This is a genomic window from Deinococcus sp. AJ005 (assembly GCF_009017495.1).
Lineage (GTDB): Bacteria > Deinococcota > Deinococci > Deinococcales > Deinococcaceae > Deinococcus.
Genome location: NZ_CP044990.1, coordinates 3,335,625 through 3,351,121 on the forward strand (window position 1 = coordinate 3,335,625; position 15,497 = coordinate 3,351,121).

Annotated in this window: 17 protein-coding genes; 6 read left to right on the top strand and 11 right to left on the bottom strand. The window is 63.6% G+C overall.

All coding sequences use genetic code 11. The features are described 5' to 3' along the window. Positions 1-161 precede the first annotated feature (161 nt). The 3 genes from DAAJ005_RS17995 to DAAJ005_RS18005 all read left to right on the top strand — a co-directional run bounded on the left by DAAJ005_RS17995 (position 162) and on the right by DAAJ005_RS18005 (position 2,968). Positions 162-1,130 (top strand): CBS domain-containing protein, encoded by a 969-nt coding sequence (locus tag DAAJ005_RS17995; RefSeq protein ID WP_151848300.1) that lies wholly within the window; start codon positions 162-164, stop codon positions 1,128-1,130. Positions 1,131-1,226: 96 nt separating this feature from the next. Beyond that, positions 1,227-2,141 (top strand): histone deacetylase, encoded by a 915-nt coding sequence (locus DAAJ005_RS18000; protein ID WP_151848301.1) that lies wholly within the window; start codon positions 1,227-1,229, stop codon positions 2,139-2,141. 191 nt (positions 2,142-2,332) lie between these two features. After that, positions 2,333-2,968 carry a cyclic nucleotide-binding domain-containing protein gene (locus DAAJ005_RS18005; RefSeq protein WP_151848302.1) on the top strand — a complete coding sequence of 212 codons (636 nt, stop codon included), beginning with the start codon at positions 2,333-2,335 and terminating at the stop codon, positions 2,966-2,968. 57 nt (positions 2,969-3,025) lie between these two features. Here the strand turns inward: DAAJ005_RS18005 and DAAJ005_RS18010 are convergent, their stop codons facing one another. Then, positions 3,026-3,943, bottom strand: a complete 918-nt coding sequence (locus DAAJ005_RS18010; RefSeq protein WP_151848303.1) for a magnesium transporter CorA family protein — start codon at positions 3,941-3,943, stop codon at positions 3,026-3,028. Between the two features lie 65 nt (positions 3,944-4,008). On the opposite strand from DAAJ005_RS18010, the gene crcB reads away from it, so the two are divergent. After that, complete coding sequence (crcB, locus tag DAAJ005_RS18015; protein WP_151848304.1) at positions 4,009-4,389, top strand: fluoride efflux transporter CrcB; 381 nt, start codon at positions 4,009-4,011, stop codon at positions 4,387-4,389. After that, on the top strand, positions 4,386-5,612 hold the full coding sequence (xseA, locus tag DAAJ005_RS18020; RefSeq protein ID WP_151848305.1) for an exodeoxyribonuclease VII large subunit: 1,227 nt from the start codon (positions 4,386-4,388) through the stop codon (positions 5,610-5,612). Before crcB ends, xseA begins: the two co-directional genes overlap by 4 nt. Here xseA and DAAJ005_RS18025 read toward each other — a convergent pair. From DAAJ005_RS18025 to DAAJ005_RS18070, 10 genes are all read right to left on the bottom strand, one after another. Beyond that, positions 5,596-6,123, bottom strand: a complete 528-nt coding sequence (locus DAAJ005_RS18025; protein ID WP_151848306.1) for an N-acetyltransferase — start codon at positions 6,121-6,123, stop codon at positions 5,596-5,598. The genes xseA and DAAJ005_RS18025 overlap by 17 nt on opposite strands. A gap of 46 nt (positions 6,124-6,169) precedes the next feature. Continuing rightward, positions 6,170-6,640: a GNAT family N-acetyltransferase gene (locus DAAJ005_RS18030; RefSeq protein ID WP_151848307.1), complete on the bottom strand. Its 471-nt coding sequence runs from the start codon at positions 6,638-6,640 to the stop codon at positions 6,170-6,172. A gap of 123 nt (positions 6,641-6,763) precedes the next feature. Beyond that, positions 6,764-7,273, bottom strand: coding sequence for a GNAT family N-acetyltransferase (locus DAAJ005_RS18035; protein WP_151848308.1), 510 nt, complete (start codon positions 7,271-7,273; stop codon positions 6,764-6,766). Further along, on the bottom strand, positions 7,270-7,794 hold the full coding sequence (locus DAAJ005_RS18040) for an HIT family protein (RefSeq protein ID WP_151848309.1): 525 nt from the start codon (positions 7,792-7,794) through the stop codon (positions 7,270-7,272). The genes DAAJ005_RS18035 and DAAJ005_RS18040 overlap by 4 nt, the downstream gene beginning before the upstream one ends. Further along, positions 7,794-9,203, bottom strand: a complete 1,410-nt coding sequence (gene argH, locus DAAJ005_RS18045; RefSeq protein ID WP_151848310.1) for an argininosuccinate lyase — start codon at positions 9,201-9,203, stop codon at positions 7,794-7,796. Before argH ends, DAAJ005_RS18040 begins: the two co-directional genes overlap by 1 nt. Further along, on the bottom strand, positions 9,196-10,323 hold the full coding sequence (locus DAAJ005_RS18050) for a GNAT family N-acetyltransferase (protein ID WP_226342522.1): 1,128 nt from the start codon (positions 10,321-10,323) through the stop codon (positions 9,196-9,198). The genes argH and DAAJ005_RS18050 overlap by 8 nt, the downstream gene beginning before the upstream one ends. Continuing rightward, entirely contained in the window at positions 10,320-10,796 is a 477-nt protein-coding gene (locus tag DAAJ005_RS18055) for a GNAT family N-acetyltransferase (protein ID WP_226342523.1), read from the bottom strand. Before DAAJ005_RS18055 ends, DAAJ005_RS18050 begins: the two co-directional genes overlap by 4 nt. Positions 10,797-10,798: 2 nt before the next feature. Continuing rightward, positions 10,799-12,052 carry an argininosuccinate synthase gene (locus tag DAAJ005_RS18060; RefSeq protein WP_151848311.1) on the bottom strand — a complete coding sequence of 418 codons (1,254 nt, stop codon included), beginning with the start codon at positions 12,050-12,052 and terminating at the stop codon, positions 10,799-10,801. Between the two features lie 339 nt (positions 12,053-12,391). Then, positions 12,392-13,201 carry a response regulator gene (locus tag DAAJ005_RS18065; protein ID WP_151848312.1) on the bottom strand — a complete coding sequence of 270 codons (810 nt, stop codon included), beginning with the start codon at positions 13,199-13,201 and terminating at the stop codon, positions 12,392-12,394. Between the two features lie 186 nt (positions 13,202-13,387). After that, positions 13,388-13,864 carry an acyl-CoA thioesterase gene (locus DAAJ005_RS18070; protein WP_151848313.1) on the bottom strand — a complete coding sequence of 159 codons (477 nt, stop codon included), beginning with the start codon at positions 13,862-13,864 and terminating at the stop codon, positions 13,388-13,390. 249 nt (positions 13,865-14,113) lie between these two features. Between DAAJ005_RS18070 and DAAJ005_RS18075 the strand changes: the two genes are divergently transcribed. Next, the gene (locus tag DAAJ005_RS18075) at positions 14,114-15,253 is read left to right on the top strand and encodes an ABC transporter substrate-binding protein (RefSeq protein WP_151848314.1); all 1,140 of its coding nucleotides are present in this window, start codon (positions 14,114-14,116) and stop codon (positions 15,251-15,253) included. The last annotated feature ends 244 nt before the right edge of the window (positions 15,254-15,497 follow it).

Sequence of the window (15,497 nt, forward strand, 5' to 3'; positions counted from 1 at the left end):
CCCGGCCCTGGCCCCAGAAATACAGAGAGGACCGCGCCGCCCAGCCGTTCCACCACGCGCGGTAATGCGCCCGTAATGCCGGAGGAAGAGGCTGTTCCCAGTCCAGAAGCCTACCCGCACCCCGCAACGCAGCCCAGTCAATCAGCCCGGAGGTTCGTCCCATGTCCGATCAGACCACGCCCCAGACCGCGACTTCCCAGAACTCAGCTTCCCAGGCCGCAACGCCTCAGCACGCAGCCGCCCCCAACGCCACGCCTGCGCTGACGGTGCAAGACGCCATGCATCCCCGCGCCGTGAGCATCGGCGCGCACGAAACGCTGGCCGACGCCGTGGTCGCCATGCAGGAACTAAAAGTCAAGCGGCTGCCGGTGATCCAGAACAACAGGGTAATCGGCATCCTCACGGACGGCGAGGTCCGCCGCAACCTGCCGCCGCTCAAGGAAGGGCTGACCCCCTGGGACTTCGCGGGCCGCGTGGGGCGGGTGCGGGTACGCGAGGCCATGCGCCAGCCTGTGCATACGGTCACCCCTGAAACGCCCCTGGCGACGGCGGTTCGCACCATGCTGGAAAGGCATATCGGCGGGCTGCCCGTGGTAGACGGAGACGGCGCTCTGCTGGGCATGCTGACCCTGACCGATGTGCTGCGTGCCGAGGCCAGAACCCCCCGCCTGCGCTGGGGCGTGGTGGAGCAGCACATGACCGTGGGCGTGGTGACCACCCCCGCCGACGCCCCGGCCCACGAAGCGGCGGCCAAACTCAGGGTCTCGCGCCTGCGCGTGCTGCCCGTACTTCAGGACGGGGTGCTGACGGGCCTGCTGCACGAGGTTGATCTGGCCGAGGCCATAGACCGCGCCAGCGCTGGACACGGCGACACGGTCATGGGCGGTCAGTTCTTCCTAGAGGGCAAAACGGCCCGCGACCTGATGCGCCCGCCCACCGGACACCTGCGCGCCGGGACCCCCATGCGCGACGCCCTGAGCCAGATGCTGGCGCTGAACGTTCACGGCCTGCCCATTGTGGACGATGGGGGCGAACTGCTGGGCGTGGTCACCATCAGCGACGTGCTGAAAACCGTGCTGGGGCAGACCGAAGAGGGCCAGATAAAAGAGAGCCAGACGAAAGAGGGCTAGCCTTCAGAGAGCCGGAGCGGGGGCTGATCTGGCCGGACAGCCAACCCCGTAACCTCTCTTTCCCTTTCACGCCGCCGTCTGCTCCAGACTGGCGGCGTGTCCGCGCCCGCCGCCTTCCGCCACCCCTTCCGGGCGTACTCGCCCGCCGATTTCCATTTTCCGCTGCCCGAAGGCCACCGCTTCCCGTATTACAAGTACGCTGGGGTGCGAGAGCTGCTGCGCCCACATCTGCCCGTACCGGACGCGCCCGCCCTGCGCTGGGCCGATGCGGCGCGGGTGCATGACCCACACTGGCTGCGGCGCTGGCGTCGCGGAGAGGTGGGGAAGAATGAGGAACGCGCCCTGGGATTGCCGTGGTCCCCGGAGATGGTGGAGCGTTCACGCCGCGCGGCAGGCGGCTCGCTGGCAGCCCTGCACGACGCCATGAACACCGGCTGGGGCGCGAATCTGGCCGGGGGCACGCACCATTCCTTCCGGGACCGCGCCGAGGGCTTCTGCCTGCTGAACGACGCCGCGCTGCTCACAAAGGTGGCGCTGGACGACGGGCTGGCCTCGCGGGTGGCCGTCATTGATCTGGACGTTCATCAGGGCAACGGCACGGCGGCCATGCTGGGCGCAGAGGCGCGGGCCTTTACCCTCAGCATTCACGGCGAGCGCAATTATCCCTTTCGCAAGGAGATCAGCTCGCTGGACCTGGGCCTGGGCGACGGCGTGACCGACAGCGAGTATCTGGACGTGCTGCAACGGCAGGCGCTGCCCGCGATAGAGGCGTTCCGGCCCGATCTGCTCCTGTTCCTGGCCGGGGCGGACGTGCTGGCCGGGGACCGCTTTGGACGCTTCGCGCTGAGTCTGGACGGCCTGCGCGAACGCAACCGCGCGGTGCTGTACTGGGCAAAAAGAGCGGCTATTCCAGTGGTGACGGTCCTGGCCGGCGGCTATAACAACGATCATGAACTCACCATTAAAGCCCATGCCAGCGTGGTTTTAGACGGCTTGGAGGTCCTGGGTTAGACGATAGATGACAGCGGGGATTTGGTCAGTCTTCATACTGTGTCGGCTGAACGTTCAGAGGTTATTCAAAGCTTGTACAGTGCTGGTACGAAAGGCTGTTCAGAGAAGTGGCGTCAGGTGTAGCGCGCAGGTCCGACTCGGGTGAGCCGAACTTTTTTTCTGAAATGCCCCTTGTCCCCACAGGAGCGTCTATGACCTACGTAACCCCCACCGCCGTTCTTCCCGTGACCCACGCCGATCTCTCCGCCCGTCAGGTCCGCCGGGGCCAGACGCTGTACTACGCCGGAGACAGCTCACCCAGCCTGTACCGTCTGGAGAGTGGCCTGATGCGCGCCGTGCGCCTGACCCCGCAGGGCCGCAACCTGACCGTGCGCCACATCCACCCCGGCGACATCTTCGGCGAGGAAACGCTGCACGGACAGACCCGCGCCCATCAGGTCGTCGCGCTGACCGACGCTGCGCTGACCCCCATCCACCCCGAACACCTGTCCGCCTCCGAACTGTGGGACCTGACCCGCAGCCTGAGTGCCCAGCTCCAGCGCATGATGACCGACGGCGTGCACATCCAGGACGGCGACCTGCGCGAGCGCATCGCCCGTTACCTGCTGAACCTCGCCGACAGCACCCTGGGCGGCCAGCATGCCGACGGCGCACGGTATGTCCGCGCCACGCATGAGCTGATTGCCGAGGGAACCGGGGCGACCCGCGAGAGCGTGAGCAAGCTGATCGGCGAGATGCGCGATGACGGCCTGCTGCTGCCCGCCTACCGCTGCCTGACCCTGATCGACGAAACCCGCCTCAAGGGCCTGAGCGGCTACCACGGCTGAATTCCGACAACCCATCACTTCCCTCTCTGTTTTATCGGAGAGGGATTTTTTCTGGCTTTACCACCACCCGCGCCGCTTAAAGTAAAGGGCCAGCAGGCCGCCGACCAGCAGGAAACTGCCCCAGGCCATCACATAACCCAGCGGCCACGCCAGCTCCGGCATGGCCTTGAAGTTCATGCCCCAGACGCCCGCCAGGAAGGTCAGCGGCAAAAAGATCACACTTACGGCGGTCAAGGTCCGCATCACCTCGTTCATGCGCTGGTTCTGGAGGTTCAGGTGCAGGTCCAGCAGACTGGTGAGGAAGTCGCGCAGGCCGTCCAGGTGGCTGGCCGCGCGGGTGAAACTGTCCTGGGCGTCACGGTAACGGACCAGATCGGCGGGGGTGGCGGTGGCGTGGCGGCCCAGCAGCGCGGCAGCCTCGCGGGCGTCACCGGCCAAGCGGCGGCCCTGCGACAGCAGGTGCTTGACTTCAAAAATATCGGGGACCGGGTTGTCACGCCTGTTTTTGAACACCTGCTCCTCCAGCGCGTCGGTGCGCCTCTCCAGCGCATCGGCCAGCATGAAAAAGGTGTCTGCGGTGTGGTCCAGCAGTTCGTAGGTGACCTCGGCGGGCAGGTTGACATTCTCGCGGCCCACCATCCCCCAGACGTTTCGCAGCGCCGCCGTGCCACTCGTGCTGAAGGTCAGCGCCGCGTCTGCGAACCCAAAAATGCTGATACGTTCGGTGTCCTCGTCCTCCTTGTCGGGGTGCGAGAAAGACCGGACGGTGATAAAGGCATGTTCGGGGTACTGCTCGGCGCGGCTCCAGTGGCCGTGTTCCAGCACGTCTTCCAGGGCCAGCTCGTTGAGGGGAAAAGCCGCTTGCAAACGGGCCAGTTCGGGCGGCGTCACATCCTGAACATCCACCCAGACGCCGGACGTCTGCCCCTCCCATTCAAAAGCTTCCCCACTCGCAAGGTGCTTGGCACGGATCATGGGGTTGATGCTACGCGGCGCAGACGCACAAAGCACCGCCCTGCTTACGCACTATCCTGTTGCCCATGACGCCCGCGCTGTGGATTTCGCTCATGCTGGGAGGCGCGGTGGGTGCCGCCTGCCGCCAGGGGGCGGTGATGGCCCTGATGCCGCTGGTGGCCCGCACAGGTTTTCCCTACGCCGTGCTGATCATCAACATACTGGGATCGTTCTTGCTGGGTCTGACGCTGGCCCTGGCCGGACGTGGCTTGGTGTCGGAGGCGGTGCGGGTGGCCTTCGGGACCGGCGTGCTGGGCGCGTTCACCACCTTTTCTACCTTCAGCACAGAGCTGGACGGGTTGTTGCTGCGCGGACAGGCTGTATCGGCCCTGCTGTACGCGCTGGGCAGCGTGGGCCTGGGGCTGACGGCGGCCATCTTTGGAAGGCTGCTGGGTGCGAGGCTATGACCAAGCGGCGCAAAAAGGCCGAGCCGACGCGCCCGCCTGAGCAGTTCCTGGAACTCTCGGAGGTGCTGGCATACATCGGGCAGGTGATCTCGCGCGGGATGCCGGGGGCCGTGTGGGTGCGGGCAGAGGTGGCCTCGGTGACAGACCGCCGTCACCTGTATATAGACTTGGTGCAACTGGGCGAGGACGGCGAGGTGGCCAAGTGCCGTGCCACCGTCTGGGCACGCGAACGCTTCAGCCTGGAGGGCAAATTCAAGCAGGCGACGGGCGGCACGCTGACGGCGGGTTTAAAAGTGCTGCTGTTCTGCCAGCCGGAATTTCACCCGCAGTACGGCTTCTCTTTGAACGTGCTGGACCTGTCGCCCGAGTACACGCTGGGCGACGCGGCGCTGCGCCTGGACACGTTGCGGCAAACACTGGTGCAGGAGGGCATCTATGGCCAGAACCGCCTGCTGCCCGCGCCTGCCGACTTCGCGCGGGTGGCCGTGATCTCGCCCACAGGCGCAGCGGGCCTGGGCGACTTCCGCCGCGAGACGGACCCGCTGGAAGCGGCTGGAATCATTGAGTTCACGTATCTGGAGGCCACTTTTCAGGGCCGCGAAGCGTCCGCCAGTCTATTACGTGCGGCAGAGGCGGCGCTGGAGTTGCATGAGGAAGCCCCGCTTGACGCGCTGGTGGTGATCCGGGGCGGCGGGGCCGTGACTGATCTGGCGTGGCTGAACGATCTGGCCTTCGCCCGTGCCCTGGCCACCTTTCCCGCCCCAGTCATCACCGGTCTGGGTCACGCCCGCGACGACTCCCTACCCGACGAGGTGGCGGCGATCCGCACCGACACGCCCAGCAAAGCTGCCGCCCTGATCGTCCGCATGGTGGCCGGGGCCGCCGCTGCCGCGCAGGAGAACGTCCGTAACATTCGCGCCGCCGCCGCATCTGTGCTGGTGGAGGCCGACGCCGGGGCGTTGTGGGCAAGGGACCGCATTTTGGGGGCCGCCGCCCGCAAGAGCGACACAGCTCGCGCCGATGTAGACGCCCTGATGCGGCAGGCGCTGGGGCTGACCCCCGAGCGCACCCTGGCCCGTGGTTACGCTTTAGTGCGCGATGCGGAAGGCCAACCCGTCACACGGACGGCAGGAGCGACGGCGGGGCAACGGCTCACACTGGAATGGCAGGACGGCAAGGCAGGCGTGACAGTGGAAAACGTCGCGCCTACTCCAGCACCCTGAGCATGGCGATCTCGTTGCAGTTCTCGAAGAAGGCGCAGCGCTGGCACTCACTCCAGACCTTCGGGTGAAGGTGGGTCTTGTCGATGCGCGTAAAGCCGCACTTCTCAAAAAAGACCTGCTGGTAGGTCCACGCGAACAGCGCGGGCAGGGCAATCTCACGCGCCTCCCGCTCGCAGGCTTCCACGAGTTGCTTGCCCAGCCCACGCCCCTGCATCTGGGGGTGGATGGCCAGACCGCGCACCTCGGCCAGATCGGGGGCCAGCAAGTGCAGACCACAGACGCCCGCCAGACCGCCGACCTGACCCTCATGGGCCTCGGCGAAGATCAGGTGAAAGTCCCGAATGGTCTCGGCCAGCAGCGCGCGTGAGCGCACCAGCATCTGCCCGCGCGCTGCCCAGTACCCGATCAGTTCGTGGATGGCTTCAATGTCCGACAGTCTGGCCTTGCGCCCATTCAGCGGCGCTTGCGGATGAATGTCGGGAATGGCGATGGAATCCAGGGAAAGGGTCATGGGCAACGCCTCTGTGATGCGAAAAAGCCCCTGACCCCAATCCGCCTTACGCCTTGCTGACTCCACTGGTCAGATCGCGCATCCAGGTGGTGTCGCCGGGGCGCTGGCCGCCCGCACGGTAAGCCTTGACCTGCGGGGCGTCGGGAATATCGCCCATGACCAGCGCCATCGGCACCTGGGTAAAGCCGAAGGTGCTCCAGTCGCCGCCACTGCTGAACATATAAACCGCGCGGTCCCCCCGGCCCTGCGCGTACTCGATGGCGCTCATGATCAGCCGCCGTCCCAGACCCCCACCCCGCGCGTCCGGCATCACGGCTGCGCCGCGCAGCAGCGAGGCCCCATCGCCGTGTTCCAGGCCAATCGCGCCAATGGGCTGGCTGCCGCGCTCCATTACCCAGTAGGTGGTGCCCGTCGCCATCGCCTCGTCGGTGTCCAGCCCAGCGTCGTGAAAAACGCGGACCACAGTGTCTTTGTCGCTTGTTTTGGCCAGCCTGATCTGAATATTCTGATCGGTCATGGGAAATTCCTCCGGAAAAGAAAAGGGCAATGGTCTGAGATTCGCCGAGCAGTCCCGGCGCACTTGAATTGAGAACGTGGGCAGAATAGCGCACGGCCCGCGCCCGTGGCAGGCGTCCGGCGGTCATGTCCGGCCTCCTCCATTCAACTCGCGCTTCCACGCCTGCTCGCTGTGAATCCAGCCTTTCAGTAGCCCACTGCTGACCTGGGGTGTGCCCGGCAGCGCGGCGCTGATCTCATCTACACCCACTGGCACAAAGCCAAAGCGCAGCCAGTAATCCCCAGCCTCCTGGCTGAACAGATACACGGCCCGGTCCCCACGCAGGCTGGCATGCGTGAGCGCTGAATTCACCAGCGCGCGGCCCAACCCCTGCGAACGCGCCGTGAGCAATACGGCAGTCGAGCGGATCAGCGACACCCCCTCGCCGTGTTCCAGGCCGATACAGCCGCCCGGCACGCCGTCGAGGTCCGCGATCCAGTAGGTGCTGCCCGTGGGGGTGACACTCTGGGTATGCAGTCCGCAGTCGTCCAGCATCGCCAGAACGGTGGAAAAGTCCTCCGGCGTGGCCTGGCGCAGCTTGACGTGCATCTGGGAAAGAGGAGGGTGGGCATTGGGAGTCTGGATGGGGGTCATGGGGAAACCTCTGTGGGATGGGGAGCAGTTGACAAGTCGGTGTCGCCCGCCTGTCGTCGCTTGGCAGCCTGCGCCGCCGCCTTCAGGAAGTAACGCAGACCCACGCCCGCAGATGCGTCCGTGTTCCAGCGCGGAATGACGTGCAGGTGAACGTGGGGAATATGCGCCCCGCCCGCCGGGAAAACGTTCCAGCCGACTGTGTAGCCATCGGGTTTGACCGTTTCCTCTAAATAGGTGCAGACTTCGGCCAGCAAGTCGTGGCTGGAGACAGTTTCGGCGGGGGTCAGATCGAAGACGGTTTCGCAGGGGCGGCGGGTGACGATATAGCCAGAAGCGCGGAGGCCATCGCTGTAGCGTGAGTCCTGCACGTACACGCACAACTCGTTTTCCAGCACCACCTCAGCACCCGCAAAAGTGGCCCGCGTGGACAGCGGATTGTCCTGCGGGTGCGCGAGCCAGTGCGCCCACTCCTGCTGCCGCCTGCCCAGCAGAGTTCCGTCCAGCTTGACCGTCACGTCCATCAGTCCGCCGCCACCAGCCCCAGCGCCAGTTTCGCCGCGTCCACCGCCTCACGCACCCGTCTGGGCGCGGTGCCGCCGTAGCTCAAGCGATTCTTGACACTTTCCTCCACAGTCAGGGAGGCCGCGACTTCAGCGTTCAGCAGCGGATGGGCGGCTTTCAATTCCTCGTCCGTCAGCTCCCACAACTGCCGATTGGAGCGCGAAGCCACACCCACCAGACCGCCCACCACCTCATGCGCCTCGCGGAAGGGGACGCCCTGGCGGGCCAGAAAGTCGGCGACATCGGTGGCCGTGCTGTAGCCCCGCGCTGCCGCCTCGCGGGTCTTGTCGGCGTGCCACTCGCACTTGGGCAGCATGTCGGCATACAGTCGCAGCACGATGCTCAGGGTGTCGTAGCTGTCGAACACGCCCTCCTTGTCCTCCTGCAAATCCTTGTTGTAGGCCAGTGGTGTTCCCTTGACCACAGTGAGCAGGCCCATCAGGTTGCCGAACACACGTCCCGCCTTGCCACGCGCCAGTTCGGACACATCCGGGTTTTTCTTCTGCGGCATGATGCTGGAACCCGTGGTGTGCGAATCCGGCAGCGTCAGGAAGCCGAATTCAAAGGTGCTATACAGAATCAGTTCTTCCGAAAGGCGCGAGATATGGGCGGACAGGATGGCGCAGGCACTCAGGAACTCCAGTGCGAAGTCGCGGCTGCCCACGCCGTCCAGGGAATTGGCGGTGGGACGGGCAAACCCCAGCGCGGTAGACACGGTGTGGCGGTCAATCGGCCACGGCGTCCCGGCCAGTGCGGAGCTGCCCAGCGGCGACTCGTCCATACGCGTGGCGGCGTCCAGAAAACGGCCCTCGTCGCGCTCCAGCATGGCGGCGTAGGCCATGAACCAGTGCGCCAGCAAGATGGGCTGCGCCACCTGAAGGTGCGTGTAACCGGGCAGGATGACCCCTGCGTCCAGCGCCCTCTCGGCCTCGGCCACCATCACGGCGCGCAAAGCACGCGTCTGGGCGGCGAGGTCCAGCGCCGCCTCCTTGGTGAACAGCCGGAAATCCACCGCCACCTGATCGTTGCGGCTGCGGGCGGTGTGCAACTTGCCTGCCACCGGGCCGATGCGGTCCCGCAGCGCCGCTTCAATGTTCATATGCACGTCTTCGCGGTCCAGACGCCATTCAAATTCCCCAGCGCGAATCTCGTCCAGCACAGCATTTAAGCCGTCGCTGATCTGGGTGACTTCCTCGGCAGTCAGGATGTCCACCTGCCCCAGCATGGCGACGTGGGCCAGCGAGCCGCGAATGTCCTGCTCGTACAGGCGCTGGTCAAAGGACACGGAGGCGTTAAACAGTTCCACGAGGCTGTCGGTGGCCTCAGCGAAACGGCCCCCCCAGAGTTTCTTGTCTTTTGTGTTAGTCATTTTTTCCTCTCAATTGCTCAACTGCTTGATCTAGCCAATCTTCGTACCATTGGAGAAAAGTGGTTCCAGACTTATCTTTCTTTAGAGGTGTGATTCCATAATTCGTAGCTCTGGAGTCTACCCAGATGTTCCCACGCTCAGGCCCACAAACAACCAGAAGTGTCATATGACCACAGCCCTGCTCTCCGATACACATGCTGCCCGAAGAGTTATTCCCATCATAATAAAATTCATTCCAGGCTCTTTGTTTCTTGCGGTCTAACTCAGTAACAGGATTGTTTATGTAATAAGGTATTTTACCCTGCCCACGAGGCGTCCCGTCACTCAAATTTTCAACTAGAGGTTGCCATGCCTTGCGATGAGGAAATTCGCGGCCAATCGCAAGGGTGTTACAAAGCTCCAAGCTTTCATCCAGCGAAAAGATTCCGTAATCAGGTCCTGCACCCCCATTCCCAACAGTTGTCAAAAATTGGGCATAATCCTCTGGGAAATCTATTCCAAAACTTTGTGCTGTTTTCCCAAGCTGTTCTTTGGATATGGGCGGATGCAGTTCATATCGGTGGATTTCCGAACCGAAGATCAGATGGTTAACATCAAGCTTTTTGAGTTCGGCCAGCTTCTGAGTAATTTCAGCAAGGCGATTATCCAGATCGGTAGACCCGATTCCAACAATCCTTTTCACCAACACCACCGGAACCGGACTCCCCGGACTGGCGAACGCATAAATTTCATTAGCCTGCACATATCCCAACCGCTCGTAATACGGCACAACTTCTAAATTGAATTGCGAAACGGCCAGCAGCACCCGTCGGAATCCGCGTTCGGCGGCCACCGTTTCCACCGCCCGCACCAGCGCAGCGCCGATATCCTGGCCGCGCATATCTGGCAGGGTGGCAAGGCGATTAAGCGTCAGCGTGTCTTCCCTGTCCGGGCGAAAGCCAACGCAGCCGCAGACCTCTCCTCCACAGACAGCTACGAACCCACCTGAGCCAGGTGCAAAAAGCGATTGCTCCAGCCCCTCCAGCGTCGTGCGGTTCCAGCTTGAGCGGGGGTCCATCCCTGCCGCCAGCATGACCGTGTGGAAGGCGGGCAAATCGGCGGCGGTGACGGGGCGAATCACGACGGTTCCAGCGTCAGGCGCATCTCGTTGGTGGAAACGAAACCCAGCTTGAGATACGTGGGTCTTCCCGCGTCGGAGGCGTGCAGGCTGACTTGCTCCACCCCGCGCAACTCGCACTCAGCCAGCAAAACCCGCATCAGATGCCGGGCCAGCCCCTGCCCCCGCTGCCCTGGAGAGACATAAACATTCTGGATGTAGGCCCGCAACGGGGTCACGGTGCGTGGGCTGGGCGGCAGCATCTGCCAGGACACGCCCGCCCCAGCCACGACTTCCCCGTCTTTCTCGATCAGAATGCCGGAATACGTGCCGTCGGCCAGTGCTCCATGCAGCCACGCCAGACTGGGGGCACAACTCGCCCGGACCCGCTCCACATCACTACCCATATCGGTGAACATGGCGTCACGCTGGCCCTGGATAAGTTCAGCGTCGGCCAGAGTGGCGGCGCGCAGGGTGAGACCACACGGTAGGGTCACGCTCAGACCTTCGCCGCGTCCTTCTGCTCCGCCCTGGCCTGAACCCGCGCCTGCACGCGCATCCGCAGAGCATTGAGTTTGATAAAAGCCCCGGCGTCGTGCTGGTTGTAGTCGCCGCCCGCCTCGAAGGACACCAGATCCTTGTCGTATAGGCTCTGCGGGGCTTTGCGGCCCACCGTGTCGCAATTGCCCTTGTACAACTTTAGGCGGGCGGTGCCAGTTACGCTCTGCGCAACGTGATCGATGTAGACCTGCAAAGCCTCACGCTCGGGGGCAAACCAGAAGCCGTTGTAGACCAGTTCGGCGTATTTCACACCCAGAGCGTCGCGCTGGTGCAGCACCTCGCGGTCCAGGGTCAGGCTTTCCACGGCACGGCGGGCGTGGTACAGCAGCGTGCCGCCGGGCGTCTCGTACACGCCGCGCGACTTCATGCCCACGAAGCGGTTTTCCACCAGATCAATGCGCCCAATGCCGTGCTTGCCGCCAATCTCGTTGGCCTTCTGAAGCAGGTCAGCGGGCGAGAGTTTTTCGCCATCAATGCTCACCGGATCGCCGTTCACGAACTCCACTTCCACGTACTGCGCCTCGTTGGGGGCGTCTTCCGGGGAAACGGTCAGCTTGAACATGTGCGCGGGCGGCTCGGTCCAGGGGTCTTCCAGAATGCCGCCCTCGTAGCTGATGTGCAGCATGTTGGCGTCGGTACTCCAGGGGTCTTTCTTGGTGGTGGGAACGGGGATGTTGTGTTCATGCGCGAAGGCTTCCAGATCGGCGCGGCCCTGAAATTCCCAGTCTCGCCAGGGGGCCACCGTCACGATGTCAGGGTTGAGGGCATACGCGGTCATCTCGAAACGCACCTGATCGTTGCCCTTGCCCGTCGCGCCGTGCGACACGGCCACCGCGCCTTCCTTAGCCGCAATTTCCACCATTTTCTTGGCAATCAGCGGGCGGGCAATGGACGTGCCAAGCAGGTAATAGCCCTCATACAGCGCCGAGGAGCGGAACATCGGGAACACGTAGTCGCGCACGAATTCTTCACGTAAATCCAGGGCGTAGGCGGCCACCGCCCCCGTGTTTAGCGCCTTGACGCGGGCTTCTTCCACCTCGTCGCCCTGGCCCAGATCGGCGGTGAAGCACACCACGTCGTAATTGCGCTCGGTCTGGAGCCACTTGAGGATGATGCTGGTGTCCAGACCGCCACTGTAGGCGAGGACGATTTTTTCACGGCTGCTGGCGGCGGTGCTGTTGGGGTCAGTCATGGGGTGATTGTCTCCTAGAAAGGTCAGGCAACGCAAAAGGCCCGGCGCATGCGAACGCCGCCCATCCCCGCAGTATCGATCAAGAGCTGCGGGTCAAGCGGAATCTTTAGCGTCGGGAAATTGAGTCTGGTGTCATATGTATTGTTATGCGCTTTTTACGCATAGCTATACAGAATCTAGCAGGCTGGATGCGAAGTTTCAAGCTGTTACAAAACATTGATGCGGATAGCTCTGATCCTTGCAAGGCCGACTTGACGATCAGCTAGCAAAAGCAAGAAGGCCGCTGAGGGATGTGAAGCGGTCTTCCAAGTCAACCTTTCCGTTCCCAGAAAATGGTTTTTAATGCAGCGAGCGTGGGTCCAGGCCAACTGCGCGCGTCCGCATCCAGGATTTGACGCCGCTGGCTGCCGGGGTGTCGTGGACCAGAGCCGTCATAACGCCCACGCCGAAGGGACAGACCACCAGCACCCGGTCCCCGAACTCGATCTGCACGGCCTGCATGGGTTGCTGACCACCCAGATGCAGACTCAGAGACGCCGATGTGCTGCACAGGAAGCCCAGGTAAGCCCCGAGCTGGGCGGGCAACTGGGCCGAACCCGCGATCAGCTCGCCCTGTTCGCCAAACACGCACGACGACAGCACGCCGGGCAGCAGGTTGATGCCGCCCACACACGCCTGCGCGGCCTGAAAGCTCAGTTCGGGCGCTTGCAGCACCGGGGTGCTGGGCAGCAGACCGTCATCACCGTCCTCCTGCTCCACACCGGAAGCGTCGTCCACATCACCGTTTAACCAGCCTTGCAGCGACGAGAGCAGCACTGCCGATTGCAGGGGCTTACGCATCACGTCCAGCACGCCCAGTTCGCGGGCCTGACGACGCAGGCTGTCCTCCACGATTCCGCTCATCAGGACCACGGCCAGCTCCGGGCGGCCCTCGCGCAACCTGCGCGCCAGTTCCAGGCCGTCCATGCCCGGCATCTGCACGTCGCTGAGAACCAGCGCGGTGTCGGAGGTCAGGACTTCCAGCGCGGCGTGGGCACTGCTCGCCATCTGCACGCTGACGTGGGGCGAGAGCAGCCGGTGCATGGTGAGCAGAACACCGGGGCTGTCGTCAACGATCAGAACCGAGGGATGGGGAGCGGAGGCGGTCATAGTTCCCAGAGCGTAAGCAGGCGGCTGTATCGCGCACCTTACGCCATTCACCGATAAAGGTGAGAACTTCACAGGGATTTCTTAAGATGCAGACTTCTTCATGAAAATAGGTTCTGGGAGGAGCTTGAACGCGCTGCGCCGCTCAAATGACCGGTAACTCGACTGACCAGTGAGCTGTTCTGAAGCTCAGGGCCGGGCCTGATGATCCGGCTCGCTGCTGGGCGTTTCCTGGCCCTCGGGCAGCGGCGGCACTGGACAGGGCTTGCCCGCCTCGTCCACGGCCACGAAGACGAACGTGCCCGTGGTGGCCAGTGCCTGCTCCCCGGTGGTCATGGTCTCACGGTACACATCCACCCGCACGGTCATGCTGCTGCGGCCCACCCGGATTACCTGCGCGTCCAGCGCCACCGCGTCTCCCACCCGGATCGGCAGCCGGAAATCCACGCCGTCCATCCGCGCCGTGACCACGTTGCCGCCGCCGTGCCGCACCGCCGCAACGCTGGCGGCCTTGTCCATCAGGGACAGCACCCAGCCCCCAAACGCGGTCCCCAGGTAATTGGTGTCCTTGGGAAAGACCAGTTCCAGCATACGGGCGCGGCTGCGCGGGGCCGGGGTGATGGGATGCGGGGCTGTGGAATGGGGGGCAGAGGCGGGATCAGTCATCGCCCAGAAGTGTAGTGCCCTGACATGTAATGCCCTGGCGTGCAGCGCAGCGGGCCGTATCAGGCGGCAGCAGGCTGCTTTCTCTCCATCTCCCCGACCTCCACTTTTCACCTGAGAACTTCATCAATTGGGGGCAGGGCAATTGACACCCCCGCTTGCCCATGACAGCATGTGTTCCACGCACAACTTGTACTGCGTCCAGCGTATTTGGCACCGTCCATTGCGCCTTTGGATACCGGAGGTTCACCCATGAAGACCAGACTTCTGTTCCCTGCCCTCGTCCTGGCCCTTGCCGGGTCCGCCTACGCCGATAAAGTCGTTAACATCGGCTATTCCGGCCCCCTGTCGGGCGGCGCGGCCTCTTACGGCAAAGACGTCCAGAGCGGCATCGAGATGGGCATCAACGACATCAACAAAGCGGGCGGCATCACTGTGGGCGGCGAGAAGGTCACCTTCAAGCTGGTCAGCCTGGATGACCGTTACCTGCCCAACGAGACCGCCACCAACGTCAAACGCCTGACCTCGCAGGGCATTGACGTGATCTTCGTGCCACACGCCGGGGGCATCCTGACCGTGCAGCCGATGACCACCCGCGATCCTGCGTTCCTGCTGGTGGCCTACTCCAGCGAACCCAAGATCCTGGAGGCCAAGAACCCGCTGACCTTCATGCTGCCGCCGCGCTATGACAACTACCTGCAACCCTTCGTGAGTACGCAGATCAAGGCGTTTGGCAAGAAACTGGGCATGGTGGGCACCACCAGCGCCTACGGCAAGCAGTGGGCCGAGGCCGTGATGGGCGAGTGGAAGAAAGAGGGCGGCACCGTGGGCAGCAACAACGGCGTCGATTACGGCACCACCGTGGACTACAGCGCCGCCGTGACCAAAGCCCTGTCTGAAAAGCCCGATGTGCTGTTCATCGGCGGTCCCAGCCAGCCCACCGCGCTGGTGGTCAAGGCTGCCCGCGAGCAGGGCTTCAAGGGCGGCTTCATCGTCATGGATCAGGCCAAGTTCGAGCAGATGGATCAGGTCGTGCCGATCTCGTACCTGAACGGCTCCGTGGGCGTGCTGCCCACCAAGGAATTTGCCGGAACGCAACTGTTCGTCGCCCAGTACCAGCGCCTTTACAAGAAGATTCCCACCAGTGAGGCCGCGCTGAACTACATGGGCATCAACGTACTCGCCAAGGCGATGGAACTGGCCGGGACCACCACCGATCCTGCCAAGATCAAGGCCAGCCTGGACGCCGCCGCCAGGGCGCTGCCCCAGAGCAAGACCATCTTCAAGATGAAAGGTGTGTCGGCTCTGGGCCATGCCGACGCCGATTTCATCATTGCCAGCGTCAAGGACGGCAAGTACACCAAGCTGCGGTTGGATACGGTCTTCAAGTAAGGCGGGTGGGGCAGCGCTCAGGAGCTTTTGCTGAACGCCGCCCCGCTGCCCGCGCCCCGACGCAATTTTGCCGGGGCGCGTTTTGATTGCCTGAAGTGGTCGTTCGTGTGGGGCAGGTTCGCTGGTCCGTCCCCTCACCCCAGCCCTTTCCCACAGGGGCAAGGGAGCAGACCACCCAACCTGCCTCTTCTCAATCGTTTGAGTTGCCTGCCCATGATGGGACCGCCCCCCTCTCGCCCCCAAC

What these genes read in the sequence shown, in the direction of transcription:
- DAAJ005_RS17995 (WP_151848300.1), top strand. Translation starts at nt 162, where the DNA reads ATGTCCGATCAGACCACGCCCCAGACCGCGACTTCCCAGAACTCAGCT.
- DAAJ005_RS18005 (WP_151848302.1), top strand. Translation starts at nt 2,333, where the DNA reads ATGACCTACGTAACCCCCACCGCCGTTCTTCCCGTGACCCACGCCGAT.
- DAAJ005_RS18010 (WP_151848303.1), bottom strand. Translation starts at nt 3,943, where the DNA reads ATGATCCGTGCCAAGCACCTTGCGAGTGGGGAAGCTTTTGAATGGGAG.
- crcB (WP_151848304.1), top strand. Translation starts at nt 4,009, where the DNA reads ATGACGCCCGCGCTGTGGATTTCGCTCATGCTGGGAGGCGCGGTGGGT.
- xseA (WP_151848305.1), top strand. Translation starts at nt 4,386, where the DNA reads ATGACCAAGCGGCGCAAAAAGGCCGAGCCGACGCGCCCGCCTGAGCAG.
- DAAJ005_RS18025 (WP_151848306.1), bottom strand. Translation starts at nt 6,123, where the DNA reads ATGACCCTTTCCCTGGATTCCATCGCCATTCCCGACATTCATCCGCAA.
- DAAJ005_RS18030 (WP_151848307.1), bottom strand. Translation starts at nt 6,640, where the DNA reads ATGACCGATCAGAATATTCAGATCAGGCTGGCCAAAACAAGCGACAAA.
- DAAJ005_RS18035 (WP_151848308.1), bottom strand. Translation starts at nt 7,273, where the DNA reads ATGACCCCCATCCAGACTCCCAATGCCCACCCTCCTCTTTCCCAGATG.
- DAAJ005_RS18040 (WP_151848309.1), bottom strand. Translation starts at nt 7,794, where the DNA reads ATGGACGTGACGGTCAAGCTGGACGGAACTCTGCTGGGCAGGCGGCAG.
- argH (WP_151848310.1), bottom strand. Translation starts at nt 9,203, where the DNA reads ATGACTAACACAAAAGACAAGAAACTCTGGGGGGGCCGTTTCGCTGAG.
- DAAJ005_RS18060 (WP_151848311.1), bottom strand. Translation starts at nt 12,052, where the DNA reads ATGACTGACCCCAACAGCACCGCCGCCAGCAGCCGTGAAAAAATCGTC.
- DAAJ005_RS18065 (WP_151848312.1), bottom strand. Translation starts at nt 13,201, where the DNA reads ATGACCGCCTCCGCTCCCCATCCCTCGGTTCTGATCGTTGACGACAGC.
- DAAJ005_RS18070 (WP_151848313.1), bottom strand. Translation starts at nt 13,864, where the DNA reads ATGACTGATCCCGCCTCTGCCCCCCATTCCACAGCCCCGCATCCCATC.
- DAAJ005_RS18075 (WP_151848314.1), top strand. Translation starts at nt 14,114, where the DNA reads ATGAAGACCAGACTTCTGTTCCCTGCCCTCGTCCTGGCCCTTGCCGGG.